This is a genomic window from Cupriavidus sp. H18C1 (assembly GCF_049311595.1).
Lineage (GTDB): Bacteria > Pseudomonadota > Gammaproteobacteria > Burkholderiales > Burkholderiaceae > Cupriavidus > Cupriavidus cauae.
Window position 1 is genome coordinate 802,886 of record NZ_CP186008.1, and the last position, 14,651, is coordinate 817,536.

Genomic DNA, 14,651 nt, shown 5'->3' on the forward strand with positions numbered 1-14,651 from the left:
TCAGTGCTTCAGGCCGCCGTAGTTTTCCTCGCGGATCACCCGTGGCGTCAGCTCGCGCGGTTCGATCGTGACCGGCTGATAGATGACGCGCTTCTGCTCGGGGTCGTAGCGCATCTCGACATAGCCGGACACCGGGAAGTCCTTGCGGAACGGATGGCCGACGAAACCGTAGTCGGTCAGGATGCGGCGCAGGTCCGGATGGCCTTCGAAGATGATGCCGAAGAAGTCGAACGCCTCGCGCTCGAACCAGTTGACCGAGTTCCACACGTCGATCAGCGACGGGATCACCGGCATGTCGTCGTCCGGCGCGAACACGCGCACGCGCAGGCGCCAGTTATGCGTCAGCGACAGCAGATGCGAGATCGCGGCGAAACGCGGACCGTCCCAGGCGCCGTCGCCATAGGTGGAATAGTCGACGCCGCACAGGTCGATCAGCTGCTCGAACCGCAGCGACGGATCGTCGCGCAGGATGCGGGCCACCTCGAGGTAGTCGTCGGCCTTGACGATCAGCGTCAGCTGGTCGAACGACTCCACCAGCTTGCCGATGCGATTGCCGAGCGCCTTCTCCAGCGCGGTCTTCAGGGTATCGAGCTTGGCCATGTCAACCCTTGCGCGCGATGGTGTTGGTGCGGCGGATCTTGTTCTGCAGCTGGATGATGCCGTAGATCAGCGCTTCGGCCGTCGGCGGGCAGCCCGGCACGTAGATGTCGACCGGCACGATCCGGTCGCAACCGCGCACCACCGAATACGAGTAGTGATAGTAGCCGCCGCCGTTGGCGCACGAGCCCATCGAGATGACCCAGCGCGGCTCGGCCATCTGGTCGTACACCTTGCGCAGAGCGGGGGCCATCTTGTTGCACAGCGTGCCGGCCACGATCATCACGTCCGACTGGCGCGGCGACGGGCGGAAGATCACGCCGAAGCGGTCCATGTCGTAGCGCGCGGCGCCGGCATGCATCATTTCCACGGCACAGCAGGCCAGGCCGAAGGTCATCGGCCACAGCGACCCGGTGCGGGTCCAGTTGATCAGCTTGTCAGCGGTAGTCGTGACGAAGCCTTCGTTCAGAACGCCTTCGATTGCCATTTCACATCACTCCCAATCGAGCGCGCCCTTTTTCCAGATGTAGACGAAGCCCACGATGAATTCCAGCAGAAACACGCCCATGGCGATGAAACCCGGCCAGCCGATGTCCTGCAGGGCGACGCCCCACGGGAAAAGGAAAGCGGTTTCGAGATCGAACAGAATGAAAAGGATGGCGATGAGGTAATAGCGCACGTCGAACTTCATGCGCGCGTCCTCGAACGCTTCGAAGCCGCACTCGTAAGGCGAGAGCTTGGCGGCGTCGGGCTTGTTCGGACCCAGGATCCGGCCGATCGACATCAGCGCGAGGCCGAGCACCACGCCGAAGATGATGAAGATGAGAACGGGGAAATAGGCTTCGAGATTCAAGGTACGGCCAGCCTTATCTGGAATGTTGTCAACAGCACCAGCTGAAGCGGCGTCCTGTTGCCCACCCCAAGCGCCCAACGCCATTGCGCAGACATCACGGCGCCGCCTTGCGGACTGCCGGAGCCCCTCACCGGGGCATTGCCCGGGAGCAGACTCCGATCAAGTTGTTTGGTGCCGACGGCGAGACTCGAACTCGCACAGCTTTCGCCACTACCCCCCTCAAGATAGCGTGTCTACCAATTTCACCACGTCGGCTGGGGGAGAAACAATATTGCCTGGCGCCGGGTTTCAAGCCCTTCGGTATGCTGGTTTTGCGGCCATTTTTGCTATTTGGCTGCACCGCCAGGAACCGTCGCTGGGGAATCGTTTCAAGCCCTGCATTCTAACCCATGATCGCCACTTTGTTCAATGCACAAGTGCAAAATGTTCGGCAATCCCGGGCGCGAATGCCGGATTATTTCGGCACGGCGGGAGCCGCCGGCGCCGATGCGGCAGCGGCCGGGGCCGATGCAGCCGGCACCGAGGCGGCCGGGGCCGGCGCGGTCTGCGGAGCCGCGCCCATCACGCCCAGCGAGGCCGACGGACGATAGTTGCCCAGCAGCGTCAGCGCCAGCGTGCAGACGAAGAACAGCGTGGCCAGCACGGCCGTGGTGCGCGACAGGAAGTTGGCCGAGCCGGTGGCGCCGAACAGGCTGCCCGAGGCGCCCGAGCCGAACGCCGCGCCGACGTCGGCGCCCTTGCCGTGCTGCAGCAGCACCAAGCCGATCACGCCCAGTGCCGACAGCACCTGCGCGACCATCAATAGAGTTTTCAGAATTGCCATGGATTCGATTCGCTTGCCTGATTCAGACGGTCGGTGCGGCCGGCATCAGGCGTTGCCGATCGCGAGAAAATCTTCGGTTTTGAGCGAGGCGCCGCCGATCAGGCCGCCGTCGATATCGGCCATCGAGAACAGCTCGGCCGCATTGTCCGGCTTGACGCTGCCGCCGTACAGGATCGCCATGCGCTGCGCCACGCCGGCGTCGCGCGCGGCGACCTGGGCACGCAGGAAGGCGTGCACGGCCTGGGCCTGCTCCTTGCTGGCGGTCTTACCGGTACCGATCGCCCAGACCGGCTCGTAGGCCAGCACCACGCGGCCCAGTTGCTCCACCGACAGCGCTTCCAGCACCGCCTGCAGCTGCCGGCCGACCACGGCCTCGGTCTCGCCCGCTTCGCGCTGCGCCAGCGTCTCGCCGACGCAGATCACCGGCACGATGCCGAATTCGAGGGCCCGCAGCGCCTTGGCGGCGACAGCGGCATCGCTCTCGCCATGATAGGTGCGGCGCTCGGAATGCCCGACCAGCACGTAGCTGGCGCCGAATTCGGCCAGCATCGATGCCGCCACCTCGCCGGTGAAGGCGCCGCGCGCCTCGGCCGACACGTCCTGGGCACCCCAGGCGACTCGGCTGCCCGCCAGCAACGCCTGGCACTGCGCCAGATAGGGGAACGGCGCACACACCGCGAGGCTCGCACCCGCAGGGGCGCCAGCCTTGATACCGTTCAGCAGGGCCTCGTTGGCAGCCAGGCTGCCATGCATCTTCCAGTTGCCGATGACGAGCTTTTGTCTCACGAAAGCGCCTCTCAAAATCAAACCCGCTATTCTACCGTGCGCCGGGACCGGGCGCTACGCCGATCGGGCGGAAAGCGCGCGTCGTCCGCCCCCACCAGTCTCGCCCAGTTGCCCGGTAGCCTAGTCTCGCCCGGCCCCACCCGCCCGGTCCGGCCGGGGGGCCGAGCCGGACCGTGACAGGCCGTGCCGCCTGTCACCAGGTCAGCACGATCTTGCCGACATGCTCGCTCGACTCCATCAGGCGATGGGCGTCGGCAGCCTGCGCGGCCGGGAACACCTGGTGGATCACCGGCTTGATGCTGCCGTCGGCCAGCCGCGGCCACACGTGCTCGTGCAGCGCGCGGGCGATCTCGCCCTTGAACGAGGCCGGGCGCGGACGCAGCGTCGACCCGGTGACGGTGATGCGGCGGCGCAGGATGTCGCCGAGCGGGATCTCCGCCTTGGCGCCGCCGAGCAGCGCGATGATCACGATGCGGCCATCGTCGGCGATGCACGACAGCTCGCGCGCCAGATACGGGCCGGCCACCATGTCCAGGATCACGTCGACACCGCGGCCGCCGGTCAGCGTCTTGACCTCGGCGGCGAAGTCCTGCGTCTTGTAGTTGATCGCGTGGTCGGCGCCGAGGTCCTCGCAGGCGCGGCACTTCTCGTCGCTGCCGGCGGTGACGAAGACCTTGTGGCCGAGCGCCTTCGCGATCTGGATCGCGGTCGTACCGATGCCGCTCGAACCGCCCTGGATCAGCAGCGTCTCTTCCTTGCCGCGCGGGCCGCGACCCAGATAGCCGCGGTCGAACACGTTGCTCCACACCGTGAAGAAGGTCTCGGGCAAGGCCGCCGCCTCGATATCGCTCAGCCCCTGCGGCACCGGCAGGCACTGCGCCAGCGGCGCGGTGCACAGCTGCGCGTAGCCGCCGCCCTGCACCAGCGCGCAGACGCGGTCGCCGACCTTCAGGCCGAAGCGATTATCCGGATGCGACAGATCGCCGCCGACGATCTCGCCCGCGACCTCGAGACCGGGCAGATCGGAGGCCCCCCGGCGGCACCGGATAGTTGCCGGTGCGCTGGAACACGTCGGGCCGGTTGACGCCGGCCGCGGCAACGCGGATCAGGACTTCACCGGGACCGGGCGCCGGATCGGGACGTTCGGTCGGCTGCAACACGTCGGGGCCGCCGTATTCGCGGATCTCGATGGCTTGCATGCTGGCTCCTTGAAAACTGAAACCGCGCCTGGCGCGCGGTAGGGATGCGGAAAGGGGAAAAAGAAAGCGCGAACGAACGCGCCTGCCCTGAGGGACTGGCGGCAGTGTAAACAAAAAACGGCCGGGCATCGCCCAGCCGTTTTTCCGCATGCATTGCGCCCGCCGGAGACACCGTCGCCCCGCTGGCGCGGGAACGGCGGCTCCGGATCGGCTTACTGCTGCTCGCCGCCCGTCGGTTCGGCCGGCGCTGCCGGCGCTTCCGCGTTGGCCAGCGGCGCGATCGAACCGCCCTCCTCGGCCATCGCCGCCTTCAGCGACAGACGCAGGCGGCCCTTCTCGTCGGCCTGGATCAGCTTGACGCGGACCTGCTGGCCTTCCTTCAGCCAGTCCTTGATGTCCTTGACGCGCTCGTTGACGATCTCCGAGATATGCAGCAGACCGTCCTTGCCCGGCAGGATGTTGACGATAGCGCCGAAGTCCAGCAGCTTCAGCACGGTGCCGTTGTAGATCTTGCCCACTTCGGCTTCCGCGGTGATGCCCTCGATGCGGCGCTTGGCCTCGGCCATGCCCTCGGTCGAGGTCGACGCGATCGTGATCGTGCCGTCTTCCTGGATGTCGATCGTGGTGCCGGTTTCCTTGGTCAGCGCCTGGATGGTCGAGCCGCCCTTGCCGATGACCTCGCGGATCTTGTCCGGATGGATCTTCATCGTGATCATGCGCGGCGCGTGCTCCGACAGCTCGGTGCGCGCATGGCCCATCGCCTCCTGCATCTTCGACAGGATATGCAGGCGGCCTTCCTTGGCCTGCGCCAGCGCGACCTGCATGATCTCCTTGGTGATGCCCTGGACCTTGATGTCCATCTGCAGCGCGGTGATGCCGTTGTCGGTACCCGCCACCTTGAAGTCCATGTCGCCGAGGTGGTCCTCGTCGCCCAGGATGTCGGTCAGCACGGCAAACTTGTTGCCTTCCAGGATCAGGCCCATGGCCACGCCGGCCACGTGCGCCTTGACCGGAACGCCGGCGTCCATCAGCGCCAGGCAGCCGCCGCAGACCGAAGCCATCGACGACGAACCGTTCGACTCGGTGATTTCCGAAACCAGGCGGATCGTGTAGGCGAACTCGTCCTCGGCCGGCAGCACCGGAATCAGCGCGCGCTTGGCGAGACGGCCGTGGCCGATCTCGCGGCGCTTGGGCGAACCCACGCGGCCCGTTTCGCCGGTGGCGAACGGGGGCATGTTGTAGTGGAGCATGAAGCGGTCGCGGTATTCGCCGGCCAGCGCGTCGATGATCTGCTCATCGCTCTTGGTGCCCAGCGTGGCCACCACCAGCGCCTGCGTCTCGCCGCGGGTGAACAGCGCCGATCCGTGCGCGCGCGGCAGCACCGACGAGCGGATCTCGATCGGGCGCACGGTGCGCGTGTCGCGGCCGTCGATGCGCGGCTCGCCGGCCAGCACCTGACCACGGACGATCTTGGCTTCCAGATCGAACAGGATGTTGCCGACCTCGACCTTGTCGAACTCGACGCCGGCTTCGGCCAGACGGGCCTCGACCGCGGCGTAGGCTTCCTTGACCTTCTGCGAACGCGCCGACTTCTGGCGGATCTGATAGGCCTCCTGCAGCAGCGGCGAGCCGACCTCGGCAACCTTGGCGATCAGCGCCTCGTTCTTCGGCGCCGGCGCCCAGTTCCACTCGGGCTTGCCGCCCTCGCGCACCAGCTCGTGGATCGCGTTGATCGCGACCTGCATCTGTTCGTGGCCGTAGACCACGGCGCCCAGCATCACGTCCTCGGACAGCTGGTTGGCTTCCGATTCGACCATCAGCACGGCACGCTCGGTGCCGGCAACGACCAGGTCGAGGTCCGAGCTGGCCAGCTGGCTGCGGGTCGGGTTCAGCAGGTACTGGCCGTTCTGGTAGCCGACGCGCGCGGCGCCGACGGGACCGTTGAACGGAATGCCGGAAACGGCCAGCGCGGCCGAGGCACCGATCAGCGCCGGGATATCGGCCGGCACTTCGGGATTCAGCGAGACGACGTGGATCACCACCTGCACGTCGTTATAGAAGCCTTCCGGAAACAGCGGGCGCAGCGGACGGTCGATCAGGCGCGAGGTCAGCGTCTCGTTCTCCGACGGACGGCCTTCGCGCTTGAAGAAGCCGCCCGGGATCTTGCCGGCGGCATAGGTCTTCTCGATGTAGTCGACCGTCAGCGGGAAGAAATCCTGGCCCGGCTTGGGCTGCTTGGCGGCCACCACGGTGGCGAGCACCACGGTGTCCTCGACATCGACGAGCACCGCGCCGCCGGCCTGGCGGGCGATTTCGCCGGTTTCCATGCGGACCGTATGCTGGCCCCACTGGAATTGCTTGACGACCTTATTGAACATGGACATGAGCGTTCCCCTGTGTGCTTGCACGGCGACGGACCATCGGGCCCGCCGGCGTGCCGGCGCCCGCGTGATGCAGCCGCGGGCATTGCTGCCGGATCGCTGTCAGGCGCGGTCGCAGGGAAGTGCTATGCCATTCCAGCGCGTCACCGCGGTCGCCGCCGCGGCATCGATGCACAACGATCGATGCACAGCGATCAAGGTGAAACGATCGCTGCCGATATTCGATGAGGCGCTGGAATGACACAAGGCCCTGTTTCCTTGCCGGACTCCGGTGTCATGAATGAAAAGAACGAATTAACTTACTCCGTTGCGCATCGTGGCGCAACGGCAACGGCGCCCGGGCAGGCCGGCCGCCCGCGGCGTCATTCGGCTTCGCGGCATTGGCCGCCACCGCCGATTCGGCGCCGCAAAAAACAAAATGCCTGCATCAGCAGAGCTGACGCAGGCATCCTGGCGTCACGCCGGGGCGTGCGGTGCGAGGACCGACAGTGCCGACCATGCCGGCATCGGCATCGCCATCCTCTTCCCTTCCCCCGATCCGAGCAGCCTGGCGCAATTTACTTGCGCAGACCCAGCTTCTCGATCAGCGCGCGATAACGATCGGCGTCGTTCGACTTCAGGTAGTCCAGCAGGCGGCGACGGCGGCTCACCATGCGCAGCAGACCGCGGCGGCTGTGGTGATCCTTCATGTTGGCCTTGAAGTGGGGGGGTCAGTTCGTTGATGCGCGTGGTCAGCAGAGCGACCTGCACTTCGGGGCTGCCGGTGTCGTTGGCGCCGCGGGCGAACTGCTTGATGACTTCGGACTTGTTGATATCGGCTACGGACATGATGTTTCCTTTCACTTGCGAACGTCGCAGCGCCAGGGCCGCGAACGTCGTGCGGGATAAACGTGCGGCTTGCGCCGCACACTGCCTTGCCGCCCGGTGCGCCCGCGTTACCGCGAGTGCCGCCTGAACGACAGCCGCGCATTATAGCGCAACTGGAGTGGCCGGGCAAAAGCGACCGGCCGGGGCCTGCCCCGTATCCTTCCCGACCCCTACGGGCGCTCCATCTTGCAGGTGGTGGCCCGCGTGGTCTGGGCCGACTTCAGCCGCTTGACCGTGCGGAAGCCGTAGCCGGAGCCCTCGTTGTCGAAGCGCACTTCCCCGCCCTGGCGCTCCATCATCGACACATAGAGCGGCTGCAGCACCTGGTGGTCGTCCGCGCGCACGGTGGCGTCGTGGAAATCGTTGACGTAGCGCATGCCCTCGAGCGCCCGGGCGACCTTGACCGCATCGATGGACCCGGCCTGTTCGATCGCGCGCGCCAGCATCTCGATCATCATCTGCATGCGCAGATGCACGTAGTCGTCCTTCGGCTCGGGATAGCGGCTGCGGAAGGCCTGATAGAAGGCATCGGAGGCGGCGCCGCCCACGTTCGGATGCCATTCCGCCACCGCCAGCACGCGGCCCACGCCGGCATCGCCCATCGCCGCCGGGGCGCCCAGGCCATTGCCGTAGAACGTATAGAACTTGGCGCCCAGGCCGCCCTCGCGGGCCGCCTTGACCATCAGCGTCAGGTCGTTGCCCCAGTTGCCGGTGATCACCGCGTCAGCGCCGCTGGCCTTGATCTTGGCGATATACGGCGCGAAGTCCTTGATCTTGCCGATCGGGTGGAACTCGTCGCCGACGATCTTCACATCGGGCCGCTTGGCCGCCAGCATGTCGCGCGCCAGCCGCGAGACCTGGTGGCCGAAGCTGTAGTCCTGCGCGATCAGGTAGACGCGGCGCACGCTGGCGTCGGCGCGGATGACCTCGGTCAGCGCCTCCATCCGCATGTCGGCGCCGGCATCGAAGCGGAAATGCCAGAAGCTGCAGTTCTCGTTGGTCAGGGCCGGATCGACCGCCGAGTAATTCATGAACAGCACGCGCGCGTCGGGCTGGCGCGCGTTGTGGCGGTTGACCGCGCCGACCAGCGCGGCGGCGACCGCGGAGCTGTTTCCCTGCAGCACGAACGGGATGCGGCGGTCCACCAGCGCGCGGAACTGGATCAGGCTCTCGTCGACATTGCCCTTGCTGTCGAAGGTGACGAGCTCCAGCGGGCGCTGCCCTTCCGCGGTGCGCACGCCGCCGCGGGCATTGACGCGGTCGATGGCGAGCCGCAGATTGCGCACCACCGCTTCGCCGGCATTGGCGAACGGGCCCGACAGCCCGTCGATCATGCCGAGCCGGATCGGCTCCTGTGCCGACGCGGCTCCCGCCGCCAGGGCCAACAGGCAAGCCCCCAGCCACCCCTTCCCAACCATCGAACGACCTCCGCGAAAGCGCAGCATGGTAAGCCAGCGCTCACCGCCTTGCAATCGTGCCGGCGGTGCCATGCGGCGCCTGCGGCGCTACACTGCCGCTATCCGTTGCCATGAAGGATCGAGGATCGCAATGAAAGCACTGAAGAGCATTGGCCGCTGGCTGGCGCTGGGCGCGGCCGGCGCGCTGTTGACGGCATGCGTCATCCTGCAGCCGGTACAGGAGGCGCAGAAGCTGATCGGCGCGCCGGAGAGCACGGTACGCGCGACCTTCGGCGAGCCCACCGACATCTACCGGCTCGACGACGGCACGGTGCGCTGGATCTATTCGAAGCAGCCGCTGGGTCGCCAGGCCTATGCGGCCGACTTCGACACCAGCGGCAAGCTGACGCGCTTCCGCCAGATGCTGACCACCACGGAGCTGTACAAGGCGCGGATCGGCACCTGGACCAAGCGCGACGTCGCCGAGCATTTCGGCCTGCCGCGGGAGCCGACGCAGTATTTTCCGCTGATGCGCCGCGATGTCTGGTCGTACCGCTTCCTGCACGAGGAGAACTGGCCGTCGCTGTTCCACTTCTATTTCGACGACGCCGGCGTGCTGCGGCAGACCCAGATCACGCCGGATCCGCTGGCCGATCCGCGCGAGACGATCCGCTAGGCGCGCTCAGGGCGCGGACAGCGAAAGCCGGGAAGGAGATGGCCAGCGCGGGTCCGGGTGTTTCAAGCCTGGGCCGGCATCCCGCGCCTGCGGTGCATCGCGCCGCGCCCCGGCAGACTGCTCCGGCGGCAGCGGCGCCTCGGCGGATGACGGCGCCCCCGCGAACCTGCGGACCATGGCCTCGATCTCCGGGTCTCTCCGTTCCCGCGCGACATCCAATACGGTCTTGCCCGCGACGTTGCGCCCCAAGTCGAAGTCGAAGCGAAACTGCGCCGCCTCCTGAAGGAAGCGTTGCACGGTTCTCCTGTCGGCGTGCTGCACGGCGTAGTGGAGCGGCGTATTGCCCTCGTAGTCCGTGGCCACGATCGGCGGCACGAATCTGTCCTCGCCGCCCGGCAGGTACCAGCCGCCCTCCAAGGCAGCCCTGCCAGTGCTCTGGAACAGCTGATCGAGGACCGGTGCCGCCTGCAGGTTCTTGTTCATCGCGACATGGTGGACCACGGACCTCCCATCGCTATCCTGGTGGCGCATGCCGTCCCGCTCGAAGCGCAGGAACTGCATGACCGCGTGGGGGATTGGCAATGCGCTGGTGGAAGGCCATGGCCGCGTGCGGGTCCGCGGATGCGGCCCCGGTCGTCGCCGCCGCCCGTTGCGCTTCGATGGACTCCCTCCTGGCCTTGACCTGCGCCGCCGGCAAATAAGCGTCCAGCTGCCGCCGGCACTCCCGCTCCTTCCTTCTCGCGGCGCGACCGCCGGGGGTCAGGCACGCCAGGAAATCGCGCAACGCACACAGCGCCGGCCAACGGGATTCGCTGATCGCTGCCCATTCCGCCTTGCCGCGCTTGTCCACCACCACGGCGAACGACTTGCCGCCGGCCTCGCCCTCCAACCGCAACAGGCCGCCCGCGGCAACATGCTCGATGGCCGCCTGGCGCGCCATCGAGGCACGGCTCGCCCGGACATCGACCGCCAGGTCGGCCCGCCTGATCTCCCTGGTCAGCTGATCCGGCAATCGCCCTTTCAGGCCGGCCGCCAGCATTTTTTCCTGCTGCCGATCCCTGCCCACGCCTGCGCCCGCACCCGGCGCGAACAGGCACTTCAGTTCGGCGCGGGCGTGCGCCTTGTCCCAGCGGACGGAGTAATACCGCTGCCCGATGGCGATCGGGGTACCCAGCGCGACGCGCTGCATGTCCGCATCGGACAGTCCTTTCAGGTCCTGCGCATCGGCAATGCGCACCGGCCGGGCAAATTCGCTTACATCAAATGACATCAATATCCCACTTCATCAAAGGTACGGTGACGGCGTTTAAAAAAGGAAACGCCCGATTCCGATCGAATCGGGCGGGCGATCATTGCGCACCGTGCGGAAAGCCGCTTCCGCGTTTTCCTGTCAGATATAGCTTTTGCCTCTTCCCGCTAATGCCTGCCGCGAAGATCTGGTGCGCCAGTCCGAAATCCCATAAAAAAACGCCGGACGTCCGCGAGTCGTGCTCGCGAACGTCCGGCGTTGCGGTGTGGCGCGCCCGCAGGCGACGCGATCAGATCTGCGGATTGATCTTCTGCACCGCCTTGTCGTGCAGCTTGTTCAGCGCGGCCAGATAGGCCTTGGCCGAAGCCGCGACGATGTCCGGATCGGTGCCGACACCGTTGACGATGCGGCCGGCCTTGGACAGCCGCACCGTGACCTCGCCCTGTGCCTGCGTGCCGGTGGTGATCGCGTTGACCGAATACAGCACCAGCTCGGCGCCGCTGTTCACCTTGCCTTCGATCGCGTGCAGCGTGGCATCGACCGGGCCGTTGCCCTCGCCTTCGCCGGTGTACTCCTGCCCGTCCATGTTGAACACCACGCGCGCATGCGGCCGCTCGCCCGTTTCCGAACGCTGCGACAGCGAGATGAAGCGATAGTGCTCGTTGGCGTCATGGGCCTCGTCCGAGACGATGGCCATGATGTCCTCGTCGAAGATCTCGGCCTTCTGGTCGGCCAGCTCCTTGAAGCGGGCGAAGGCGGCATTGACCTCGCTTTCGCTGTCGAGCTCGATGCCCAGTTCCTGCAGGCGCTGCTTGAACGCGTTGCGGCCCGACAGCTTGCCCAGCACGATCTTGTTCGCGGTCCAGCCCACGTCTTCGGCCCGCATGATCTCGTAAGTGTCGCGCGCCTTCAGCACGCCGTCCTGGTGGATGCCGGACGCGTGCGCAAAGGCGTTGGCGCCGACCACGGCCTTGTTCGGCTGCACCACGAAGCCGGTGATCTGCGAGACCAGCTTCGAGGCCGGCACGATCTGCGTGGTATCGACGCCCACATCGAGATTGAAGTAATCGCGCCGCGTCTTGACCGCCATCACCACCTCTTCGAGGCTGGTGTTGCCGGCGCGCTCGCCCAGGCCGTTGATCGTGCATTCGATCTGGCGCGCGCCGCCCAGCTTGACCGCGGCCAGCGAGTTCGCCACCGCCATGCCGAGGTCGTTATGGCAATGCACCGACCAGACCGCCTTGTCCGAATTCGGGATGCGCTCGCGCACCGAGCGGATCAGCGCGGCATAGCCTTCGGGCACCGCATAGCCCACCGTGTCCGGCAGGTTGATCGTGGTCGCGCCCTCGTCGATCACGGCCTCGAGCACGCGGCACAGGAAGTCCATGTCGGAGCGGCTGCCGTCTTCCGGCGAGAACTCGATGTCGTCGGTGAACTGGCGCGCGAAACGCACCGCCAGGCGCGCCTGCTCGTAGACCTGGTCCGGCGTCATGCGCAGCTTCTTTTCCATATGCAGCGCCGAGGTGGCGATGAAGGTATGGATGCGGAAGGAGTTGGCCGGCTTGAGCGCCTCGGCGGCGCGGGCGATGTCCTTGTCGTTGGCGCGGGCCAGCGAGCAGATGGTCGAATCCTTGACGGTCTGGGCGATCGCGCGGATCGCCTCGAAGTCGCCGTTCGAGCTGGCGGCGAAGCCGGCCTCGATCACATCGACCTTCAGGCGCTCGAGCTGGCGCGCGATGCGGATCTTCTCCTCACGCGTCATCGAGGCGCCGGGCGACTGCTCGCCGTCGCGCAAGGTGGTATCGAAAATGATCAGTTTGTCCGACATGGAAAACGCTCCTGGGGGATAAGTGCTCGAACGGGTTTCGGCGGTTTCTGTTCCGGGTGCCCCGCTGCCGGCTGTTCGCATCGTCGCCGATCGCTGCGGCACAATGCAAAACGCCCCGGCGTGCAGGGATGCAGGCCGGGGCGTGGATAAATCCTGTGCGACTTCGCGTTAAGGTATCGCTTCCTCAGCGCGCGCGCGTCCCGACCTGGCTGCCTAGTAGGCTACCTAGCAGGGTACGGGCGAGTCGGGCTTGGCGCGAAATCATGGCAGCGAATATAGCCGAGATGGCAACGGCGCGCAACACGCGGGTTTTCCCCAGCGGCCGCGCGCCGGCCTGCCCCGCGGGGTGCGGGGCAGCGGCAGCAGCATCAGGCCTGCGGCGGAATGCGCAGCTTCTGGCCCGGATAGATCTTGTCCGGATGCGACAGCATCGGGCGGTTGGCCTCGAAGATGGCGTTGTAGGCGGAGGCCTTGCCGTAGTACTTCTGCGCGATCGCGGACAGCGTGTCGCCCTTGGCCACGGTGTGCCATTGGGCCGATTCCGACTCGACGTTGACCGACATCTTGTCCTCGACCTGCTCGACGCCCTCGACGTTGCCGCAGCACAGGATGATCTTCTCGCGCGTGGCCTGGTCCGGCGCAACGCCAAATACCGTGACCTTGCCTTGGGCGCCGTCGACCTGCACCGACAGCCCGGTCGCATCGAGTCCCATCTTGCGGATGTAGTTTTCGATCGCTTCGCCGGCGGTACGGTTGGCCGCTTCGGCCTTCTGCGCGGCATCGGCGTCGGGCGCCGCCTGGGCCGGCTCGGCGGCCTTGGCCTCGCGTCCGAACAGCTTCTCGCCTGCTTCCTTGATGAAATCCAGCACGCTCATGGGATTCTCCTTGTGTCAGTGGCAAGTCGGTAGCCGATCGCGGCTACGCGGCGGGCCGCCATGCCTTCGCGGCATGACGCCTCGGCAACATACCGCGAATTGGACGGACATCACAAGCGGGGAATCGCAAGCAAACGCAAAAACGAAAAAGGCGCCGAAGGGCCTTTCCAGTTCATCAAATCGACATCCGCCGCGGTTCCGGCCGCGGCCGGCGTCAATCGGCGCTGTCCGCCCGGGCGCGCGCCACGCCGCCCTGCTCGCCGTGCATCGCGCGCCAGCCCCACAGCACGTAGCCGGAGATCGCATAGCCGACGAACAGGCCGAACAGCGCCACCGGTGGATCGCTCGACACCACCACGAACAGCACCATCACCAGGATCATCACGCCGAAGGAAACGCGATGGCGCACGTCGAGCGCCTTGCCGCTGTAGAACGGCGCGTTGGTGACCATCGACAGCCCCGCGTACAGCGTGATCGTGAACGCCACCCATGGCATCCACAGCTCGCGCACCGGCAGCTTGTTGTCGATCGCCAGCCAGACGAAGCCCGCCACCAGCGCCGCCGCCGCCGGGCTCGGCAGGCCTTGGAAGAAACGCTTGTCGACCACGCCGATATTGGCGTTGAAGCGCGCCAGCCGCAGCGCCGCGCAGGTGCAATAGACGAAGGCCGCGATCCAGCCCCACTTGCCGAGGTCCTTCAGGATCCATTCGTACATCACCAGCGCCGGCGCGACGCCGAACGAGGTCATGTCCGACAGCGAGTCGTACTGCTCGCCGAAGGCGCTCTGCGTATTGGTGATACGCGCCACGCGGCCGTCCATGCCGTCGAGCACCATCGCCGCGAAGATCGCGATGGCGGCGACATCGAAGCGCATGTTCATCGCCTGCACGATGGCGAAGAAGCCGGCGAACAGCGCCGCCGTGGTGAAGGCGTTCGGCAGCAGGTAGATGCCGCGCCGGCGCGGGCGCACGTATTCGACCTCGAGCTCGTCGTCGTCCACGGGATCGATCTCCGCGCCCCGCATCTGGTTATGGCGGAACGGCCGCAGATGGGTCACGTTGCCGCCGATCACGCGCTTGTTGCGCCGGTTGAATGCACCCATGCCGAATCTCCTCGATCG

13 protein-coding genes, 1 tRNA gene and 2 pseudogenes are annotated in these 14,651 nt (G+C 66.5%); 1 reads left to right on the forward strand and 15 read right to left on the reverse strand.

Annotated elements, in window-relative coordinates; all coding sequences use genetic code 11:
• From OJJOAM_RS03755 to OJJOAM_RS03800, 10 genes and pseudogenes are all read right to left on the reverse strand, one after another.
• The gene (locus tag OJJOAM_RS03755; protein ID WP_265632245.1) at positions 1-600 is read right to left on the reverse strand and encodes an NADH-quinone oxidoreductase subunit C; all 600 of its coding nucleotides are present in this window, start codon (positions 598-600) and stop codon (positions 1-3) included.
• A 1-nt stretch (position 601) separates the two neighbouring features.
• Positions 602-1,084: a NuoB/complex I 20 kDa subunit family protein gene (locus tag OJJOAM_RS03760; protein WP_006156837.1), complete on the reverse strand. Its 483-nt coding sequence runs from the start codon at positions 1,082-1,084 to the stop codon at positions 602-604.
• Between the two features lie 6 nt (positions 1,085-1,090).
• Positions 1,091-1,450: an NADH-quinone oxidoreductase subunit A gene (locus OJJOAM_RS03765; RefSeq protein ID WP_144828915.1), complete on the reverse strand. Its 360-nt coding sequence runs from the start codon at positions 1,448-1,450 to the stop codon at positions 1,091-1,093.
• Between the two features lie 169 nt (positions 1,451-1,619).
• A tRNA-Leu gene (locus OJJOAM_RS03770) sits at positions 1,620-1,705 on the reverse strand.
• A gap of 199 nt (positions 1,706-1,904) precedes the next feature.
• Entirely contained in the window at positions 1,905-2,273 is a 369-nt protein-coding gene (secG, locus tag OJJOAM_RS03775; protein WP_149319385.1) for a preprotein translocase subunit SecG, read from the reverse strand.
• A 45-nt stretch (positions 2,274-2,318) separates the two neighbouring features.
• A complete protein-coding gene (gene tpiA, locus OJJOAM_RS03780) occupies positions 2,319-3,026 on the reverse strand; it encodes a triose-phosphate isomerase (RefSeq protein ID WP_422649485.1) in 708 nt (235 codons plus the stop codon).
• Positions 3,027-3,252: 226 nt separating this feature from the next.
• Positions 3,253-4,258, reverse strand: a pseudogene (locus OJJOAM_RS03785) (NAD(P)H-quinone oxidoreductase).
• Between the two features lie 212 nt (positions 4,259-4,470).
• Complete coding sequence (gene pnp / locus OJJOAM_RS03790; RefSeq protein WP_149319388.1) at positions 4,471-6,642, reverse strand: polyribonucleotide nucleotidyltransferase; 2,172 nt, start codon at positions 6,640-6,642, stop codon at positions 4,471-4,473.
• A 554-nt stretch (positions 6,643-7,196) separates the two neighbouring features.
• Positions 7,197-7,467, reverse strand: a pseudogene (gene rpsO / locus OJJOAM_RS03795) (30S ribosomal protein S15).
• A gap of 209 nt (positions 7,468-7,676) precedes the next feature.
• On the reverse strand, positions 7,677-8,924 hold the full coding sequence (locus OJJOAM_RS03800; RefSeq protein ID WP_422648909.1) for a branched-chain amino acid ABC transporter substrate-binding protein: 1,248 nt from the start codon (positions 8,922-8,924) through the stop codon (positions 7,677-7,679).
• Positions 8,925-9,054: 130 nt separating this feature from the next.
• On the opposite strand from OJJOAM_RS03800, the gene OJJOAM_RS03805 reads away from it, so the two are divergent.
• Entirely contained in the window at positions 9,055-9,579 is a 525-nt protein-coding gene (locus OJJOAM_RS03805; protein WP_422648910.1) for a hypothetical protein, read from the forward strand.
• A 6-nt stretch (positions 9,580-9,585) separates the two neighbouring features.
• On the opposite strand, the gene OJJOAM_RS03810 is transcribed toward OJJOAM_RS03805, so the two are convergent.
• The 5 genes from OJJOAM_RS03810 to pssA form a co-directional block, all read right to left on the reverse strand.
• Entirely contained in the window at positions 9,586-10,140 is a 555-nt protein-coding gene (locus OJJOAM_RS03810) for a hypothetical protein (RefSeq protein ID WP_422648911.1), read from the reverse strand.
• Complete coding sequence (locus tag OJJOAM_RS03815) at positions 10,094-10,849, reverse strand: hypothetical protein (RefSeq protein WP_422649648.1); 756 nt, start codon at positions 10,847-10,849, stop codon at positions 10,094-10,096. Before OJJOAM_RS03815 ends, OJJOAM_RS03810 begins: the two co-directional genes overlap by 47 nt.
• Positions 10,850-11,117: 268 nt before the next feature.
• Positions 11,118-12,656 carry a 2-isopropylmalate synthase gene (locus OJJOAM_RS03820; RefSeq protein ID WP_006577032.1) on the reverse strand — a complete coding sequence of 513 codons (1,539 nt, stop codon included), beginning with the start codon at positions 12,654-12,656 and terminating at the stop codon, positions 11,118-11,120.
• Positions 12,657-13,024: 368 nt separating this feature from the next.
• Entirely contained in the window at positions 13,025-13,531 is a 507-nt protein-coding gene (gene lysM / locus OJJOAM_RS03825) for a peptidoglycan-binding protein LysM (RefSeq protein ID WP_422648912.1), read from the reverse strand.
• 214 nt (positions 13,532-13,745) lie between these two features.
• A complete protein-coding gene (gene pssA, locus OJJOAM_RS03830; protein WP_422648913.1) occupies positions 13,746-14,633 on the reverse strand; it encodes a CDP-diacylglycerol--serine O-phosphatidyltransferase in 888 nt (295 codons plus the stop codon).
• Positions 14,634-14,651 lie beyond the last annotated feature (18 nt).